Source organism: Ruegeria sp. BB1, assembly GCF_056539465.1.
The window spans coordinates 338,866-354,673 of sequence record NZ_JBQFVB010000002.1 but is presented as its reverse complement, the minus strand read 5'-3'; the positions used below and the strand labels follow the sequence as shown (position 1 = coordinate 354,673).

The 15,808-nt window shown below is 54.5% G+C and carries 14 protein-coding genes; 9 read left to right on the top strand and 5 right to left on the bottom strand.

Annotated features, from left to right (window positions below; all coding sequences use genetic code 11):
• Positions 1 to 227: 227 nt before the first annotated feature.
• The 4 genes from ACR0AL_RS09300 to ACR0AL_RS09285 all read left to right on the top strand — a co-directional run bounded on the left by ACR0AL_RS09300 (position 228) and on the right by ACR0AL_RS09285 (position 4,245).
• Positions 228 to 824: a hypothetical protein gene (locus ACR0AL_RS09300; protein ID WP_170350128.1), complete on the top strand. Its 597-nt coding sequence runs from the start codon at positions 228 to 230 to the stop codon at positions 822 to 824.
• A 148-nt stretch (positions 825 to 972) separates the two neighbouring features.
• A complete protein-coding gene (locus tag ACR0AL_RS09295; RefSeq protein WP_170350127.1) occupies positions 973 to 1,764 on the top strand; it encodes a sulfotransferase family 2 domain-containing protein in 792 nt (263 codons plus the stop codon).
• A 155-nt stretch (positions 1,765 to 1,919) separates the two neighbouring features.
• Positions 1,920 to 3,251: an O-antigen ligase family protein gene (locus ACR0AL_RS09290; protein ID WP_170350126.1), complete on the top strand. Its 1,332-nt coding sequence runs from the start codon at positions 1,920 to 1,922 to the stop codon at positions 3,249 to 3,251.
• 298 nt (positions 3,252 to 3,549) lie between these two features.
• The gene (locus ACR0AL_RS09285) at positions 3,550 to 4,245 is read left to right on the top strand and encodes a sulfotransferase domain-containing protein (RefSeq protein WP_170350125.1); all 696 of its coding nucleotides are present in this window, start codon (positions 3,550 to 3,552) and stop codon (positions 4,243 to 4,245) included.
• Here the strand turns inward: ACR0AL_RS09285 and ACR0AL_RS09280 are convergent.
• Genes ACR0AL_RS09280 through ACR0AL_RS09265 form a run of 4 tightly spaced genes read right to left on the bottom strand, consistent with a single transcriptional unit; the run spans position 4,220 to position 8,118 of the window.
• Positions 4,220 to 4,933, bottom strand: a complete 714-nt coding sequence (locus ACR0AL_RS09280; RefSeq protein ID WP_170350124.1) for a polysaccharide deacetylase family protein — start codon at positions 4,931 to 4,933, stop codon at positions 4,220 to 4,222. The two genes, ACR0AL_RS09285 and ACR0AL_RS09280, sit on opposite strands and share 26 nt — an antisense overlap.
• A 1-nt stretch (position 4,934) precedes the next feature.
• Positions 4,935 to 5,954, bottom strand: a complete 1,020-nt coding sequence (locus ACR0AL_RS09275) for a lipid II:glycine glycyltransferase FemX (protein ID WP_480662753.1) — start codon at positions 5,952 to 5,954, stop codon at positions 4,935 to 4,937.
• On the bottom strand, positions 5,951 to 7,165 hold the full coding sequence (locus tag ACR0AL_RS09270) for a GNAT family N-acetyltransferase (protein WP_170350122.1): 1,215 nt from the start codon (positions 7,163 to 7,165) through the stop codon (positions 5,951 to 5,953). The genes ACR0AL_RS09275 and ACR0AL_RS09270 overlap by 4 nt, the downstream gene beginning before the upstream one ends.
• Positions 7,165 to 8,118, bottom strand: coding sequence for a glycosyltransferase family 2 protein (locus ACR0AL_RS09265; RefSeq protein ID WP_480647483.1), 954 nt, complete (start codon positions 8,116 to 8,118; stop codon positions 7,165 to 7,167). Before ACR0AL_RS09265 ends, ACR0AL_RS09270 begins: the two co-directional genes overlap by 1 nt.
• Before the next feature lie 220 nt (positions 8,119 to 8,338).
• Here ACR0AL_RS09265 and ACR0AL_RS09260 point away from each other — a divergent pair, with 220 nt between their 5' ends.
• Genes ACR0AL_RS09260 through ACR0AL_RS09250 form a run of 3 tightly spaced genes read left to right on the top strand, consistent with a single transcriptional unit; the run spans position 8,339 to position 11,258 of the window.
• A complete protein-coding gene (locus ACR0AL_RS09260) occupies positions 8,339 to 9,430 on the top strand; it encodes a lipid II:glycine glycyltransferase FemX (protein ID WP_170350120.1) in 1,092 nt (363 codons plus the stop codon).
• Between the two features lie 29 nt (positions 9,431 to 9,459).
• Positions 9,460 to 10,101, top strand: coding sequence for a GNAT family N-acetyltransferase (locus ACR0AL_RS09255; RefSeq protein ID WP_480662751.1), 642 nt, complete (start codon positions 9,460 to 9,462; stop codon positions 10,099 to 10,101).
• The gene (locus tag ACR0AL_RS09250; RefSeq protein WP_480662749.1) at positions 10,098 to 11,258 is read left to right on the top strand and encodes a DegT/DnrJ/EryC1/StrS family aminotransferase; all 1,161 of its coding nucleotides are present in this window, start codon (positions 10,098 to 10,100) and stop codon (positions 11,256 to 11,258) included. Before ACR0AL_RS09255 ends, ACR0AL_RS09250 begins: the two co-directional genes overlap by 4 nt.
• 44 nt (positions 11,259 to 11,302) lie before the next feature.
• On the opposite strand, the gene ACR0AL_RS09245 is transcribed toward ACR0AL_RS09250, so the two are convergent.
• The gene (locus ACR0AL_RS09245; RefSeq protein WP_170350117.1) at positions 11,303 to 12,847 is read right to left on the bottom strand and encodes an oligosaccharide flippase family protein; all 1,545 of its coding nucleotides are present in this window, start codon (positions 12,845 to 12,847) and stop codon (positions 11,303 to 11,305) included.
• Positions 12,848 to 13,203: 356 nt separating this feature from the next.
• On the opposite strand from ACR0AL_RS09245, the gene ACR0AL_RS09240 reads away from it, so the two are divergent.
• Both ACR0AL_RS09240 and ACR0AL_RS09235 read left to right on the top strand, forming a co-directional pair.
• Positions 13,204 to 14,466, top strand: coding sequence for a nucleotide sugar dehydrogenase (locus ACR0AL_RS09240; protein WP_480662747.1), 1,263 nt, complete (start codon positions 13,204 to 13,206; stop codon positions 14,464 to 14,466).
• Positions 14,459 to 15,709, top strand: coding sequence for a glycosyltransferase family 4 protein (locus tag ACR0AL_RS09235; RefSeq protein WP_170350143.1), 1,251 nt, complete (start codon positions 14,459 to 14,461; stop codon positions 15,707 to 15,709). The genes ACR0AL_RS09240 and ACR0AL_RS09235 overlap by 8 nt, the downstream gene beginning before the upstream one ends.
• The last annotated feature ends 99 nt before the right edge of the window (positions 15,710 to 15,808 follow it).

Genomic DNA, 15,808 nt, shown 5'->3' with positions numbered 1-15,808 from the left:
GTGGTACAACCCAGCCTGACAGTGGGACCACGCAACCCGATAGCGGGACGACCCAACCTGACAGTGGTACAACCCAGCCTGACAGTGGGACAACTCAACCTGACAGCGGGAAGACCCAGCCTGACAGCGGGACGACTCTGCCTGACAGCGGTACAACTCAACCTGATAGCGGGACAACCCAACCTGACAACGGGGTCACGCAACCAGATTCAAGCCAATCGTCTCAGATGATGTTCGATGACTTTGTTCTCGATATTGGAGGTTTGCTGAATCAAGACGACATCGGACTGAAGGGTGACACGACCGTCGTGAATACCGGATCCGGCCCCGTTGTAGAATTCGATGGAAAGGACGACTACATAAACTTGGGTCGACTCGAAGAATTCAGTGGTTCAAGTGAGCTTGGGTTTACGGTCGAATTTGCCCGGGACGAAGCCGATGGAAGCGCGCAGCGCCTTGTTTGGAATCACCAGAAAATTGGCTTGATTCTCAAAGACGATGGGTTGGTCGTGAAAGTCGCCAATAATGACGCCAAATTCCACAAAGGCTTCAAAGCAAAGGACATTGGCCTGAACGATCTCGAAAAACATGAGATCACCGTTCTGGTGGATGAAGACGAGGACCGTTTGCAGGTTCTTGTTGATGATCAGGTTGTCATTGATGAAACCGGCGTGGACTTCGACTTTAGCGATGTAAACAACCGGAATTGGACGATTGGATCACAATGGCGGGCCGATATCGATGGTGAGGTCAGCTCCTTTGCGATCGATGATGAGGTCGAGTTTGTCGATACTACTGTTTTCGACAACGCGCTGATTGCCTGACGCCGCTATATGTAGCCAGCAGGCAAAGTGAAACATCTTGGACGGGGCGCAAAATTGCGCCCCGTCGCTGTTTGCCACACCAAAATTTCAGCGGGACTTTTTCACATAACACTATGTAAGTTCTGTATTCTGTCTATGATCATGATTTATGATTTTGTCTGATCGCTATCGCTTCATTTTTATTCATGTTCCCAAATGCGCGGGAACATCGGTGCGAAACGCTGTCTTACCATTTCATGACGCCGACAGCCGGTTTCTGAAAGCTGTAGAGAACCATCCGAAACTGGGTGAGGTCGATTTCCGCCACTTGCCGTTGTCCTTGTTGCGAGACCTGGACCCCGAAGCGTTCAGTAAGCTTGAGACCTATGAAAGCTACGCGCTTTTGCGCGATCCGTTGCAACGGTTCCGGTCTGCCATGGCCCAACGTGCAAAGATGTATTTGGGCCAAGAATTCGCGCAGCTTGAGGATCGAGAGATACGCGACGAGATCGGCAAGGTTATTACCTATCTACAATCAGAACCTGCTGTGATTGCGCCGGAATATATCCATTTCACCCGGCAATCGGGCTTCATTGAGGTCGACGGCAAACGGCTGGTCAGGAACCTATACCCTGTCGAACGGATGGATTGTTTCGTTTCTGACCTGGCTCGCCTTATCGGGACCGACGCACTGGAAATTGGTCATATCAACCAGACTACGGTGTTTCGTTACCAGGGGTTGAGCCGCGTCATGTACGCAGGCAGCGCAGTTGCCAAGCGAGTATTGCCCGACCCGATACACGAGAAGCTGCGCATTTCAGCCCGAAAAATACTAATGAAGCCAAGTGGTTCGGTCTTGCCTTCTGTTTTTGAGGAACCCGAAATACGTAATTTCGTAAAAGACTATTATGCGGCAGATTTTGCTTTGCACCAAAAAGCGCTTGAGGATGTTGCAGCATAACTAAATCCAATGCTGCTATGATTTAAACCGGATGAAAGCCACAGCCTTTGTGATATTTATCAAAAAAGTGCTTTTTTTCTGTGATCCGTGGTGGGGATAACAGACTGGTCGGAGATATTTTTGGTATCATAAGCGCAAAATGGTGGTGAGTTTCATTGGTAGCATCGACAGGTACAAGAGGGGCTTTGCAGGCGACGGGTGACAGTACCGGGCGCTCGTCAGGGTCGTTTATCCTCCCATTGCTGTTTCTAAGCTTCATTTTACCGCTGTATTTTCAGGTTGCGGGGCTGCAACTCAGCGGCTATCGCATGGTTTTGTTGATTTTCTTTGTACCGGCAATGATCCGTTGGTTTGATGGGTCCGGAGGGTACTATGCGCCGGACTACCTGATTTTAGGATTTGCATTCTGGACAGTGTTGGCGATCGTGTTCCACCACGGGTTTTCGAGATGGGAATATAACGGTATCGCATTTGTCGAGGCGACGGGTCCGTATTTCATAGCGCGCTGGTTGATACGGGACGAGCATGCATTCCGTGCTTTTGTGCGCTGGATGTTCATTGCGGTACTGCTCATGCTGCCGTTTAGCCTCAATCAGTTCATTTCGAACAATTCTATGCTTCTCGATTTGTTCAGCAAGGTGGGGAACGTATATCCTACAATTCCACTCGAACCGCGCTTGGGCTTTTTCCGGGCACAGGGGCCGATGCCGCACCCGATCCTTTACGGTGTTTTCTGCAGCGTAGCCTTTTCTTTGGTTTGGTATGTCCTGGGGAATGACAGGGGTTTCACATACAAAGTTAGCAGGTCAGGAGGCGTCTTTCTGGCCACTTTTGTGTCTTTGTCAGCAGGGGCATGGCTTGCGATCATGGTGCAGCTTGGTTTGATGACCTGGAAGAACGTATTCGCGTTTTTACAGAAAAAGTGGAACATGTTGTTGTATATGCTTGGCGGGCTGTACTTGTTCCTTGAAATCGCCGCGGACAGGCCTCCTGCCCAGCTGTTTGCAGCCTACCTGACGTTTAAGAAGTCAACAGCTTTCAACCGGATTAACATTTTTGTCTATGCGTCAGATGACGTCATTAGAAATCCAATATTCGGGCTTGGGTTCAATCCTTGGACACGCCCGCGATGGATGCTTGGAAGTGTTGATAATTTTTGGCTGGTCATCGCTTTGCGCTATGGGTTGCCAGCACTCATATTTTTGGTGGCTGCCATAATTGTGATCTATGTGATTTTAGGCCGAGCCCAATTGCCCAGCAGGTTGGAAAATTTCCGACTGGGGTACCTTTTTTCTCTGACCGGGTTTTGCATTGCAGCCGTTACCGTGCACGTCTGGGATGCAACATTGTGTCTTTTGATGTTTTTGCTGGGCGCAGGTCTTTGGATGGTCAATGCCAAAGAAGAAAGCGATCAGCCACAATCTGAGATGAAACAAAGCGGAAGGCGGCGAATAAGATATACTCGATTTGGGTCGGAAGACACGTGAATGGGCCAATGTTGGCGGCGGCACAGACGCGTGTTCGGTGAACGATGCAAGAGGATTTCGACAAGTGTCAGTTCAGCAAAGTAAAATTACGACGGATGCCGGAATTGGCCGAAAGCCGAAGCGATCGGCGCTGAAAAAGAAACTGACACAGGTTCCCATCTCGTTTCGCAAAAACTATGGGCTTTTGAAAAACCCTGAGTTTTGGCAAATTCTGCCACTTCTAATGTCCAACAGGTGGCGCGCGCGTACTGGCGAAAAAGATCAACCCAAAATTTTCGTCGCGACGCACCACAAGGCCATGACCACCTATTTCAAAGCTGTGCTAAAGTTTCTGGCTTTTGGGTTGGATGCGCGATTTGAGGAGCTTTCGAAACTGGCGCCTCAGCCTGAAACCAGGGTCTTTCTATCGGCCCATAGCCGGACGCCTTGGTCTGAAGTTGGCCCCTATCGGGGGATACATATCATGCGTGATCCGCGCGACATAATCGTATCCTCTTATCACTATCATCTGTGGACCAATGAGCTTTGGGCCCATATCCCGGATGAAAACGGGCAGACCTATCAGGAAAAGCTGCAGGCCGCGGACAAAACCGAAGGCCTGTTCATGACAATCCGTCATTTCATCTTTTTTAGCCGCGAAATTCTTGAGACCTGGGATTTGGATGATCCGAATATTCTTGAGGTGTCATACGACGATCTGATGGGGGATCAGCGTGATGCGGTCTATTCCGAGATGTTCAATTTCTTGGGGTTGCAGGGGCAAGAGCATGAATTGGGCGTCCGCCTGATGCGTCTGTTTGAGGCCGGAAAGCGCAGTAAGGTCTCTGCCACGAAAACCAATGAGGGCGCGCATATCCGCAGCAGCCGCAGCGGTCAGTGGAAAGACGAGTTAGAGCCCGAGCATGTGGCATATATTGAACAGGAACTGGGACAGGTTCTGGAAAAATTCGGATACGCCCGAACCCCAGTTACAGGTTCGACGGGCGCTGTCTAAGGGATTTTTTTTCCAGGGGTAAAAACTGTTTTCTGATCATGCTGACCGTGCGACGCATTCGTCTGCTGACAGGCATCCGACCCGCAAGGATCGCGTCAATCTCAGCCGGTGTCATATCCCCGCGCAAGGATGTGCGCGGGCGTAGAAACGCGGTGTCGCTCATATATCCCGCATCGCTGGAAAACGCGGTTTTGTAACCAGTGCGGCGCAGGGCACGTAGGACGCGGGCGTTGTATCTGCCAAAGGGTATCCCCGCCTTGGTCACCGCAGCACCGCTTAGTTCTTGCAGCACTTCGCGTGAGCCGGTCAGCTCTTGCTCAAGCGCGGCTGTTCCTAACATATTCCAGGCGACATGCGCGATCCCGTGGCTGCCAACACCCATTCCGGCAGACATCAGTGCTTTGACGTGATCGCGGGTCAGGGAGCCGGGCTCGTCCAATCGTCCCGTCAAAACAAAGAACGTCGCGGTCAGCCCCCGCTGCTTTAAGGCGGGCAGGGCGATCTTGTAATCCGAGAGGTTGCCATCATCAAAAGTCAGGCAGTAGGTCGACGGGGTGGGGCTGTCTGCAACCCGGTCTAGAACGTCAAAAAACTGTGCCTCAGACAGCCAGTAGGGTGCCTCGCCTTCTTCAAGGTCGCGGGCCGGTGTGCCTATGCCGTGGAAGTTGAGACCAATCAATCGGGCCATGTCAGGATTTCAGCTTTCTGTGCAGTGTTTCAGCAAGATTGATTAGACCTGTGCCAAGCCCACTTTGTCGGGCCTCAAACGGACCCGCCGCCATAGTGTTCACACCACCGGTGCGGAGTTTGAAGCGGGTGACACTTGGATTGGCGTCCTGATCAATGCCCCCCAGATCAAACCACTTGAGTCCTCGGTCCTGACAATAAAGCATGGCCTGCCACATCATAAAATGCCCTGTATTAAGCCTCCGTCCTGCATCCGATGTCGCCCCGAACAGATAAGTGGCGTTGTGGCGGGTATATCCGATCGTCATCGCGCCGATATCCACGTTGTCTTTGCGTGCAATTAAAACGTCATGTTCGAAATCCGACCCAGACAGGGCGTAATAGAATTCCGGTGGGATGTCCGGCTGAAACCCTTTGGCGGCCTGCACTTGTTCGTAGAGCTTGGAAAAGCGCCCGAACAGGTTCGTTATCGGACCAGTTTCAAGTTCCATCCCCGCCTTGAGCGCATTGCGCAGAGGATTGCGCCATTTGCCGTGCAAAGCGCGCATCAAGGTGTCTTCATCCTTCTCACAATCGACGATCACCGTCCTGTAGTGAGACGCCCGATCCGTTGGCACAAAGCCAGCCCCAGCGGCAACCTGATCTACCGACGAGACGTTGCGCGCCGATAACGCAGATAGTCGGAACCGCAGGATATGTCCGCTTTGCTCAGCATAGGTGCGCAGGGCAGTAAACACGGCCTCTAGTGTCTGTGGCGTGGTCTCGTGATGTACAAGCGGACCAGCCGGGATCCAGACGATGCCTCGCCCCAGGCCCGGCACTAATTTCAGGCGCAGGCAGGCCGCAGCAACGGGTCTGCCTGTCTGATCTGACAGGTTGACAAATTGCGCCTGGGCCCCGATCCGCCGTGCCGCCGCTTGCGCATAGGTTAGGGTTTGCTCATAGGTCAGGTCGCGAAATTCGGCACTGATCCGGGGCCAGTCTTCGGCAGCAACGGTTTGCAGTGTCAGAGACCCGGTCATAGTCGTGTCCGTATCCAGCTGGCCCAGAGCTTGCCGGGTTTCAGCCCTAGCCGGGGTCGAATCTTCAGAAACCAGGCGCGGTAGTAAAACAGGTGCAGCGCATCCGCCCAACACAGCAAAGCCCGCGCCCTCAGCCGCGCCGCAGGACGGTTCGCGGCCAGCACGATGTTATGGATCGGCACCAGCGTACCGCCGTAACTCAGTTTGTATTCGTATTCCCCGGCTCCGGCCTCGACCAGCTGGATACCATCCGTAATCAGCCCCTCTACCCGTTCGATCAGCCCCACACGCCCCAGCCCGACTTTTTCAAATTCAGGATCTGTTTCACGGGCATTCAGCCACCAATAGGCCTTGTCGCCCTGAGTATAGCGCAGTTGGCTCGACAGCAGCCTGTCGCCTTGCCATTGCTCATCAATCATGGCCCGGTCACTGGGGGCCAGCCGGTGCAGTAGGTCGCGATAGAATCCGGCGGCTACGGACCAATCCGAGAAATGCCCGCCTTTCCCAGCGGCCCGCCATTGTTTTGTGTGCAGCGCGATGAACCGGTCCATCATTGGATCGACCATATCCGGGCTTGAGCTGGTGTTGTTTAAAGGCGCTATTTCATTCAAGCGCTTGATATCCCGTCGTACCTCGCGCCGCCGACTTTTCGATAGCGTCTTCATGAACCCATCAAAGCTGTCGGGCAGGTCCATCAAAGTGTGTCCGCGCGGGCTGTCGTCGCGCAAGAGCAACACGTCTTGCACATCCATGGAGCGGAGGATTTTCAGCGATACCGAACGCTCTGACATCGGGGAAAGACTGATGGCGGCGCAGTTCAGTTGCTGGGTCAGATGCGTGAAGGCGGCGCGCAGGGCGGCCTCTTCGTGACCGGTGGCAATAGGCAAGGCCATGACCGCGAAATTGGGATCGACCCCGGCCAGCCGAGCGATGCGTACGGGAACTGGTCCGGCCCAGATCGTTTCGATGCAAAAAGGCAAGGCACCGATCAACTCGGGCCCGTCCCGCAGAATGAAACACACAGGACGGCGGCTGGAGGCAAAGCTCTTGCCATAGTGGTCCCACCAGGCGACCTGCCAATCGCTCAGGAAATAGATATCGGCGCCGGTTGCCGTGACCAGATCATCCCATTCAGCCCTTATGGCAAGGGCCTGGGCCGGTGCCTGAAGGCATTCGAGCGCTTCTTGTGATCTGGTGGAAACCGCATCCATCACGTGGCAGGTTCCTGCCCAAACAGATGATACCGGATCGCGGCTCCCGACAGCCGCAACCGGGCCGAGCGGTCAGGTGTGGCACGCACCAGACCCAGCAGGCCAAAGGTGGTGCCCCGCAGCAGCGCGCTGGTGACGAAGATACTGCGCGTTATCAGCTCTCCGACCCGGCCATAGTGTTTTCGTGCATAGATCGTCTTGCTCTTTTGCTTTTGCACATACATGCGGGACTTGATCTGTGCGGTGCTTTTCGATCCACCCTCAAGATGTAGAATCCGAGCTTCGGGGGCGAAGACGCAGCGCCAGCCGGCATCTCGGATACGTCGGCACCAGTCGGCCTCTTCCGAATAGATGAAAAAGGCGTCGTCCAGCAGCCCGACCTTTTCGAACACCGGGCGCGGGACCATCATGAACATGCCCGAGACCACATCCACGTCGCGCGGTGTGGTCCGGTCCCAACCGCCGTATTCCGGCCATGGAAGCAGCCGTTTCAGCCCAAACTCGATAACCGCCACGCTTAGCGGTCCGGGATCGGCAAAGCAGGTCAGCTGTATGGTTTCGGGGTCTTCGAACACCTGGCATCCAACGCACCCAACATCCGGATGCGCGTCGAGCCATCCGCTCATGACGTCGATCGCATGGTCCAGGATGATCGTATCGGGATTGAGCAGCAAAAGCTTGTCGCCTTTGGCAATCTCCAACCCCTGATTGTTGGCCGCAGCAAAGCCGCGATTACTGGGGTTGGCGATCAGTTTAACGTTGGGAAAATTTTCACTGACCATTTCGGCCGAGCCATCGCCCGAGGCGTTATCCACCACAATGATTTCATGAGGCAGGCGTGTCTGATTTTCTATGGATTGAAGACAATCGTGCAAAATATCGCGCGTATTCCAGTTTACGATAACAATCGAAACAGCGCATCCCGTGCTTTCTGATTCAGATAAAACACTCATGTAACTCTCGATTCCGAGGAAACACACATCGCAACAGGCGCTTAATTCCCCAATACACAGGCCAATGATCCGCATTTCTGCGCGCGAAACCACCGAGGCGGTGAATTATTTTTACATTTTGTGGCATATACCTTCTATATTTTTGAAAAGGATGGCGATTTTAACAGGTTTTGTATTTTTGGCTGACGGTTTGTGGTCGCGCCAGGAAAGTGAGTGGTTAATGGATATCGAATGTTACGATGACCTGACCGGTGAACAAATACATGAATGGCGTGAATTTGTGGCTAGCTGCCAGCATCAGCACCCCAGACAGGACCCTCGGTTTGCCGATGTCGAGCGTGCAATCGGCGGAACTGTGGTTTTTGCGATCGCGCGTCGACAGGGGGAAATTTGCGCCGTAGGCCTGTTTTCGCTGTACCGCAGCCGGATATTGGTGGGTAGATATTCGGTAGCCCTGGCGCTGAGCGGGCCGATCTGCGACGATCCCGAGACGCTGACTGAATTTGTGGTCGCCGTGTCAGGTCACCCTCGTTTTGCAAAGGTCGATGCCATCAAGGTCACGCCATATTGGCTGGATGATGACGCCGATCAGCTGCATCAGAGATTTACGCAAGCCGGGTTGGAGATAACCGATCCAGCGCCCCATCGTGATACCGGGCTGATTGGCCTCGACCGTTCTTTGGATGAGTTGCGCAGCTCGTTTTCAAGAAGTGCGCGTCGAAATCTGCGCAATATCGAGGCAACGGATGTCGAAATCCGTCACATCACGTCGCCTGATCAGATCGCGGTTTTTTTTGATTGCCTAAACGCGCTGGTGATCAAGCCCAACAACCTGACCCCGGTCACACGCCCCGAATACGAAGCCGGATTTCAGAATGTATATAACGACCCCGAGGCCGGGGTTCTGTTCACCGCTTATCACCAGGACACATTCTTGGGCGGGTTTTTGTTATATCGCAGTCGGATTACGGCCTTTGCCCGGCGTTTTGTGGCGGACCCCGCCGCGGCCAGCCTGATTGGTAATCTGCGCATTGCTCCATTGCTTTGGCTCAGGGGGATGAAGTGGGCGATGGAGCAGGGATGCAAAAACTTGGATGTCGAAGGGTATCTGCCCGATATCGACCGCAGCCATCCTGATTTCAGCGTTCTTGAATATAAAACCTATTTCAAGCCACGCCCGGTCAGACGCGTGGCAGAACATACATTGGTCACTCATCGTCTGTTCCACCGGGCAAATGTGGTTCCGTCACAGTTGAAACAGGTCGCACGGCGCGGTGTCAGGGCGGCGCAGGCCCTGACCAAATCGGGGTAGGGGCCACGGCGCTGCAGGAGGTGTGACGCGTGTTTGGATTAGGACAGAGAAAAAAGCTGATCCTGCTGCGTAGTGCGGCCCATCGCGGCGCCGGGGCTTTTCTGCATCAAGCTTGGGCAACCGTTGCAGATATCGGATTGCGTCGAAGAAATTTGGTGTTTCAGCTTGATGGGGATGACTTTCTGAAAAACCAGCCTGCGGATGATCCAACACTTGAAGTTAGCAGGGTTTCAGGCTGGCACGATCTGCCCGAGACCCTGCGGCGGCGACTGGAATCCGGCGAGGAAAACCTGGAATGGGGCGACAAGAGCTGGTTCGACAAAGATCGCTGGCTATGGGCGGCAACCCTCGACGGAGAGGTCTGTTGCCTTGCCTGGATTTTGGGTCCCGATGAAGATGAACACTTCTTCTGCGCGGTGCCGTCAGATGCAGAAATACTTTTTCAGATCGTTGTCCTGCCTGAATTCAGGGGGCGTAGCTTGCAGGTCAGGGTACATCGGACCATGATGGCCGAAAGGTTGCAGGCGGGAACGCGGCGCTTTTTTATCGCCTGTCACGAATACAATTACACGTCACGGAGAAACATAGAAAAACTTGGCTTCAGGTTGATCGGAATTCACAATGAATCGCGCTTTACGTCCCGCCAAAGCTGGAAGCCGCTGACAAGATGACGCGGAACCGAATTGCCGACGCCGTTGCGAACATGCCCATGAGGGCAGGCAGTTTTTGGAAGCAGGATGCGCAGGGTGGTATTCTCGCACTACTTGCGAACCGGAAGGTGCATTATGCATTTCAGACACGGGTCGCGATACATGCTGCGTGTGATGTGCTGGGGCTGCAGGACGGGGACGAAATTCTGGCACCGGCTTATAACTGCGGATCAGAGGTTGACCCGCTTGTGCAGGCCGGACTGAAGGTGCGGCTTTATCCGGTCGGTAAAGACCTGCGTACTGATCCCGCTCGGATCGAGCCACTGATTACGGCCCGAACGCGGGCAATCTATGTCACGCATTATTTTGGAATTATTCAGCCTGAACTGACCGCCCTGCGCGCGCTTTGCAACAACTATGGGCTGCGGATGATCGAAGATTGTGCGCTGAGCCTTCTGAGCGGAAAAAGCCCGGCAGAAGGGCGCACCGGCGATATCTCGGTTTTTTGCTTTCACAAATTCGTACCGGTGCCGGAAGGCGGGGCGTTGGTCGTGAACGCCCCCGATCTGACCGCGGCTGTGCCGTTTCCACGCCCGGCACCGGTAAAAGTGGTCGCGAAGATAGTGGCACGGTCAACCTTGGTAAATGTGCTGGGATCTACCCGGGCCCGAATCCTGAAACGTGCTTTGTCCGGCGGGTCTGGGATGACAGAACCGGACGATGTAACAACCGACGAGATGGACGATATTCCCGGGCACTATTACTTTGATCCAGATTTGCAGAGGCGCCGTATCAGCGTCGTTGCGTCTCGGCAGCTTCGTTCGTTTTCGGTGTCTGATACCATCAAAATCCGACGAGCCAACTGGCATCGATATCGCGAGCGTCTCGAAAAGGTACAGGGCGTTGAGATGTTGAAGTCGGAACTCGAAACCGAGACTTGCCCACTGATCATGCCGCTTGTGGTGAACGGGCGCGACCGGGCAGCGCGTGATTTGCAGGCGCGTGGTATCGGTGCCACGCCTTGGTGGGCTGGGTTCCATCGAAATCTGGATTGGACCGGTCAGGATGAGGCAATAGCGCTAAAGAACCAAGTTCTGTCCTTGCCGCTGCATCAATATCTTTCAGAGGATCATATCGATCACATTGTATCCGCTCTGCAAGAAGTGCTTTCGAGCTGAGGTGCGGGACATGTCCTGAGTAAGGCGAAGTCCAATGCAGAACCTTAATGCGCCGTGACGAGTCTGGATCTTATTTTGGCCACCAACTCCAATGTCATGCTTTCGACGCCTTTGGGTTTACCGCTTAGCTTCCAAAGCAGGAAATGCGTACCGATGTAGGTCAAGATCCCGACCAGAACCTTGATCGCAAATCGAAAGCGCAGCAATGGCAGGTCTTCCTCTGTTTCATAGGCCCAACCCACCGCGTCGCCGCTGCCAAAGGCGCTGCTGACGAACAGAACAACAGAAACCATCGCCAGAGTGGACACAAATGACCGCCAGGCAACAGTTATTGGCCCAAAAAACGTGCGGGTTCCATAACGTTTCGCAATCATCAGAGTTGTAAAGATTGTGACCAAGCTGGCGATGCCTGCTGCGATCAGCGCGCCTGAGAAACCGAATTCCACCCCTTCGCGCATCAGCAGGCAGACGAACACCAAAAGGAACGTGTTCCGGATAAACAGTATCCTGGTAGAGCCTTCAATATAGGCGGCGGACCGCACGTTTTCGTGCAGCGTTTCAAGCGCCTTGAGCGGGGCCAGAATCCATATGACCTGTACGATGCCCAACCACTGCCAGCCGATCACGACCACGACGATATGATTGGCCACTAATGCCATCCCAAGGGAAACCGGTAACACGATCGCAAGAAGCAATTCGTTCAGCCGATTAAACGCCTCATCTTGGCGGTCGGTGTTGCGCGATATATCTGCAAGCCCGGGATAAAGCACACGTTGCAACGGGGCGAACAGCTGTGTTGTGACAAGTGTACTCAACCTGTTCCCAAGCCGGAATACACCCGCATCGGCCAGCCCCAGGGTGGCACCGATGATAAGTTGCGGCATGTTGTTCGAGAAAAACAATGAGACTTGGGCGCCCGTGGTCCAGACCGAAAAGGACAAACAATCGCGCCAGCGTGCCAATGACAATCGTATGGTCATGGGGGCCATGCTGTAGGTCCAGATACTGCGCGTTATCAGCGCACAGACACTGGCGACGATAATTGACCAGAAATCACCCCAAAGCCACGCCAGACTGATTGCAATGATCGAATACACGATCCGGCTTATCGTTTCCTCGGCGGCGGCGAAGCTGAACCGTAGTTTGCGTTCAAAAAGGACGAAGCGGGGGCTTTTCAGAGCTATAATCAGTGAAAGGGCACAAAGAATGGGTGCCAGTTGGATCAGCTCGGGTATTTCGAGCAGGGCAAGCAATGGCTGGGTAACGTAGAAAAACAGCGCAGCAACGACGCCAAGGATTACCTGAAAGGTGAAAACGGTTTTGAGATGCTCAACAGTGACATCGTCCAGTCGGATCAGAACTGTTGCGATCTGCCGCTGCATCATTTCCAAAAAGGCCGTGGCGACCAGGAAATAGGCGGCGATACCGAAATCCTTTGGTGCAAGCAGCCGGGCGGTTACGATCAGTGTGATCAATCCAAGCGCTTGCCGAAACAGGCTGGAGGCAAGCAATGTGGTTGCCCCCACCGCAAGAGCGGACGTGCGGGCAGACGTGCTTTTATCCTCAACAGGATCGGACGGCTGCTTCAAACTGTTAACTTCCCAAACTCATAACAAACGACGCATATCTGCATTAATGTTTCCATATTCGCGATCCATTGTGAGGTCCTTAGACGTGTGAGATCGCGATTCTGGTGTTCTGATCAGACGACTGATAAGTGTCAGCATAGTGCTATTTTGTATGTGCCTCGCAACGGTTTTGTCTTATTTGTCAAATGATACTCGTATCTCGTACCCGTACGTTGAATTCTGTTTCAAAGTACATTCTCAATTGGTGTCATGAATTGGACACCAAATGCAGAAAGAAGCCAAGCACGACGGTTTACATGTCTTTTGTCGCGGCAGGATAGATAATTGGGTGCTGAGTTTTAGAGCGGTATTGCGGTATGAAAATTGCAATTTTCGGGCTGGGTTATGTGGGCTTCACGGCGGCGTGCTGTTTGACTCGCGAAGGGCACGCGGTAATCGGCATCGACGTGAACGCCGATAAGGTTGCTGAAATCAATGCTGGTCAGCCCCCGATTAAAGAACCCAAAGTGGCTGAACTGCTGACCGAAGCGCTTAGCAAGAACCTGATACATGCGGTGGTGGAAACACCGGATCTGTCTGATGCAGATTTGGCCATTGTCTGTGTTGGCACCCCTAGCGCGACTGACGGGTCGCATAACATGGATTTTGTGGCTGAGGTGACGCGCCAGATTGCCGAGACCGTGTCGCCCGATCGGGCGCGGCCACTGACGGTGGCGTATCGCTCTACCTTCCGGCCTGGCACGGTGCGCCAACTGATCGAGCCGATCTTTCGGAACGCTTTGGGGGAGCGGACGGGACAGGCCGTCGAAATCATCTACAACCCGGAATTCCTGCGCGAAGTGTCGGCGGTGGACGATTACTTCAACCCGCCCAAGATCGTCGTCGGCACAGCGGATGGAAATCGCTCTGACGTGATGGACGCCCTGCACGAAAACCTGGATGCCCCGGTGTTCTACACCGCCTTTGAAGAGGCCGAGATTACCAAATTCGTCGACAATACTTGGCACGCGACCAAGGTGGCATTCGCCAATGAGATCGGCCGAGTCTGCCACCGGATGGGAGTGTCGGCAAAAACCATGCATGAGATTTTTGTCTCGGACACCAAGCTCAACATCTCGGCTTATTACACGCGCCCCGGGGGTGCGTTCGGGGGGTCTTGCCTGCCCAAGGATGTCCGCGCGCTGCAACATATCGCCAGTGAGGTCGGTGCGCATACGCATCTGATCGATAGCCTGTTGCAGACCAATCAGGCACACAAGACCTATCAGGCGCAGGACATCATGGCCCGGTTGCCCGAAGGGGGCAGGGTGCTGATGGCGGGGCTGGCCTTCAAGGCCGGAACCGATGATTTGCGCGAAAGTCCCAATGTCGATATCGCCCGGCGGCTGCTGGACGCAGGCTATCAACTGTCGATCTATGATCCGGCCATCGAACCTGCTGATCTGCGGGGACAGAACCTGGGCTATGCCTTCACCCATTTGCCCAATGTGGGCAGCCTGCTGGTGAACCGAGCCACGGCCGAGGCCGGGCCCTGGGATCTGGTGATTGGATCGAACCGGATTATCAATGATCTGAACCTTGGCGATACAGAGGTGGTGCGGACCTATGAATATGACTAGCTCGCCGCCTGCCGTTCAACCGATCTCGTTTGAGGAACTGCGCCAGACCCAACCCCTGAAGGGGTTGAAAGTTCTGATCGTGGTCGAAAACCTGCCCGTGCCTTTCGACCGCCGGGTCTGGATGGAGGCGCGCACGCTGGCGGCCGCCGGCGCGCTGGTGTCGGTCATCTGCCCCACCGGCAAAGGCCATGAGGAACGCGTGTGGGAAGACGAGGGGATCAAGGTCTATCGCCACCCTCTGCCTTTGGATGCCAGCGGGGCACTGGGCTACCTGCTGGAATACGGCGCGGCGCTGTTCTGGGAAAGCTGGCTGGCGTTGCGGATCAAGCTGACGCGCGGTTTCCATGTCATACATGGCTGCAACCCGCCCGATCTGATCTTTCTGGTGGCGCTGCCGTTCAAACTGTTCGGGGTGCGCTATCTGTTTGACCACCACGACATCAACCCCGAGCTGTACGAGGCCAAATTCAACAAGCGGGGTTTCTTCTGGAAACTGATGAAGAAATTCGAGAGGCTGACCTTTGCCTCGGCGCGGGTGTCGATTGCCACCAACGAAAGCTATCGCAAGATCGCCATCGAACGTGGCGGCATGGCGCCCGAGGATGTCTTTGTGGTCCGCTCGGGCCCGGACCTGAGCCGTTTACAGCACCTGCCCCCGAACCCAGACTGGCGCAACGGGCGGAAGTATATGGTGGGCTATGTCGGCGTGATGGGTGATCAGGAGGGGATCGACCTACTGCTGGAGTCGGTGGCGCATCTGGTGCAGGTCCACGGGCGCGACGATGTCCAGTTCTGCCTTGTGGGCGGTGGCCCCAGCCTGGATAAGCTGCAACAGCAATGCGCTGATATGGGATTGTCGGATTATGTCACCTTCACCGGCCGCGCGCCGGATCATGACCTGTTCGAGGTGCTATCGACCGCGGATGTCTGCGTGAACCCGGACCGGGTGAACGAGATGAACGACAAATCCACCATGAACAAGATTCTGGAATACATGGCGTTCAAGAAGCCCATCGTTCAGTTTGATGTGACCGAAGGGCGCTTTTCCGCGCAGGAGGCATCGCTTTATGCAAAAGCCAACGATCCAGTGGATATGGCGGACAAGATCACTGAATTGCTGGCGGATGACGAACGTCGCGCCACCATGGGCCGGTATGGCCGTGCGCGGGTTGAGGCGGAAATGGCCTGGCCCCATCAGATACCCGCTCTGATCGCGGCGTATCAGCGTATTTGGAAAGGGTAGGGGCCGCCCTGGCTATTTAACGATTTTCAGGAAACAGTTCTCGCATGAGAAGGCATGCAAACAAGTGAATCCAGGCACTTTGCTTGACGTATTACCAAT

What these genes read in the sequence shown, in the direction of transcription:
- ACR0AL_RS09280 (WP_170350124.1), bottom strand. Translation starts at nt 4,933, where the DNA reads ATGGCCCGATTGATTGGTCTCAACTTCCACGGCATAGGCACACCGGCC.
- ACR0AL_RS09275 (WP_480662753.1), bottom strand. Translation starts at nt 5,954, where the DNA reads ATGACCGGGTCTCTGACACTGCAAACCGTTGCTGCCGAAGACTGGCCC.
- ACR0AL_RS09300 (WP_170350128.1), top strand. Translation starts at nt 228, where the DNA reads ATGATGTTCGATGACTTTGTTCTCGATATTGGAGGTTTGCTGAATCAA.
- ACR0AL_RS09240 (WP_480662747.1), top strand. Translation starts at nt 13,204, where the DNA reads ATGAAAATTGCAATTTTCGGGCTGGGTTATGTGGGCTTCACGGCGGCG.
- ACR0AL_RS09235 (WP_170350143.1), top strand. Translation starts at nt 14,459, where the DNA reads ATGACTAGCTCGCCGCCTGCCGTTCAACCGATCTCGTTTGAGGAACTG.
- ACR0AL_RS09295 (WP_170350127.1), top strand. Translation starts at nt 973, where the DNA reads ATGATTTTGTCTGATCGCTATCGCTTCATTTTTATTCATGTTCCCAAA.
- ACR0AL_RS09250 (WP_480662749.1), top strand. Translation starts at nt 10,098, where the DNA reads ATGACGCGGAACCGAATTGCCGACGCCGTTGCGAACATGCCCATGAGG.
- ACR0AL_RS09260 (WP_170350120.1), top strand. Translation starts at nt 8,339, where the DNA reads ATGGATATCGAATGTTACGATGACCTGACCGGTGAACAAATACATGAA.
- ACR0AL_RS09285 (WP_170350125.1), top strand. Translation starts at nt 3,550, where the DNA reads ATGACCACCTATTTCAAAGCTGTGCTAAAGTTTCTGGCTTTTGGGTTG.
- ACR0AL_RS09265 (WP_480647483.1), bottom strand. Translation starts at nt 8,118, where the DNA reads ATGAGTGTTTTATCTGAATCAGAAAGCACGGGATGCGCTGTTTCGATT.
- ACR0AL_RS09270 (WP_170350122.1), bottom strand. Translation starts at nt 7,165, where the DNA reads ATGGATGCGGTTTCCACCAGATCACAAGAAGCGCTCGAATGCCTTCAG.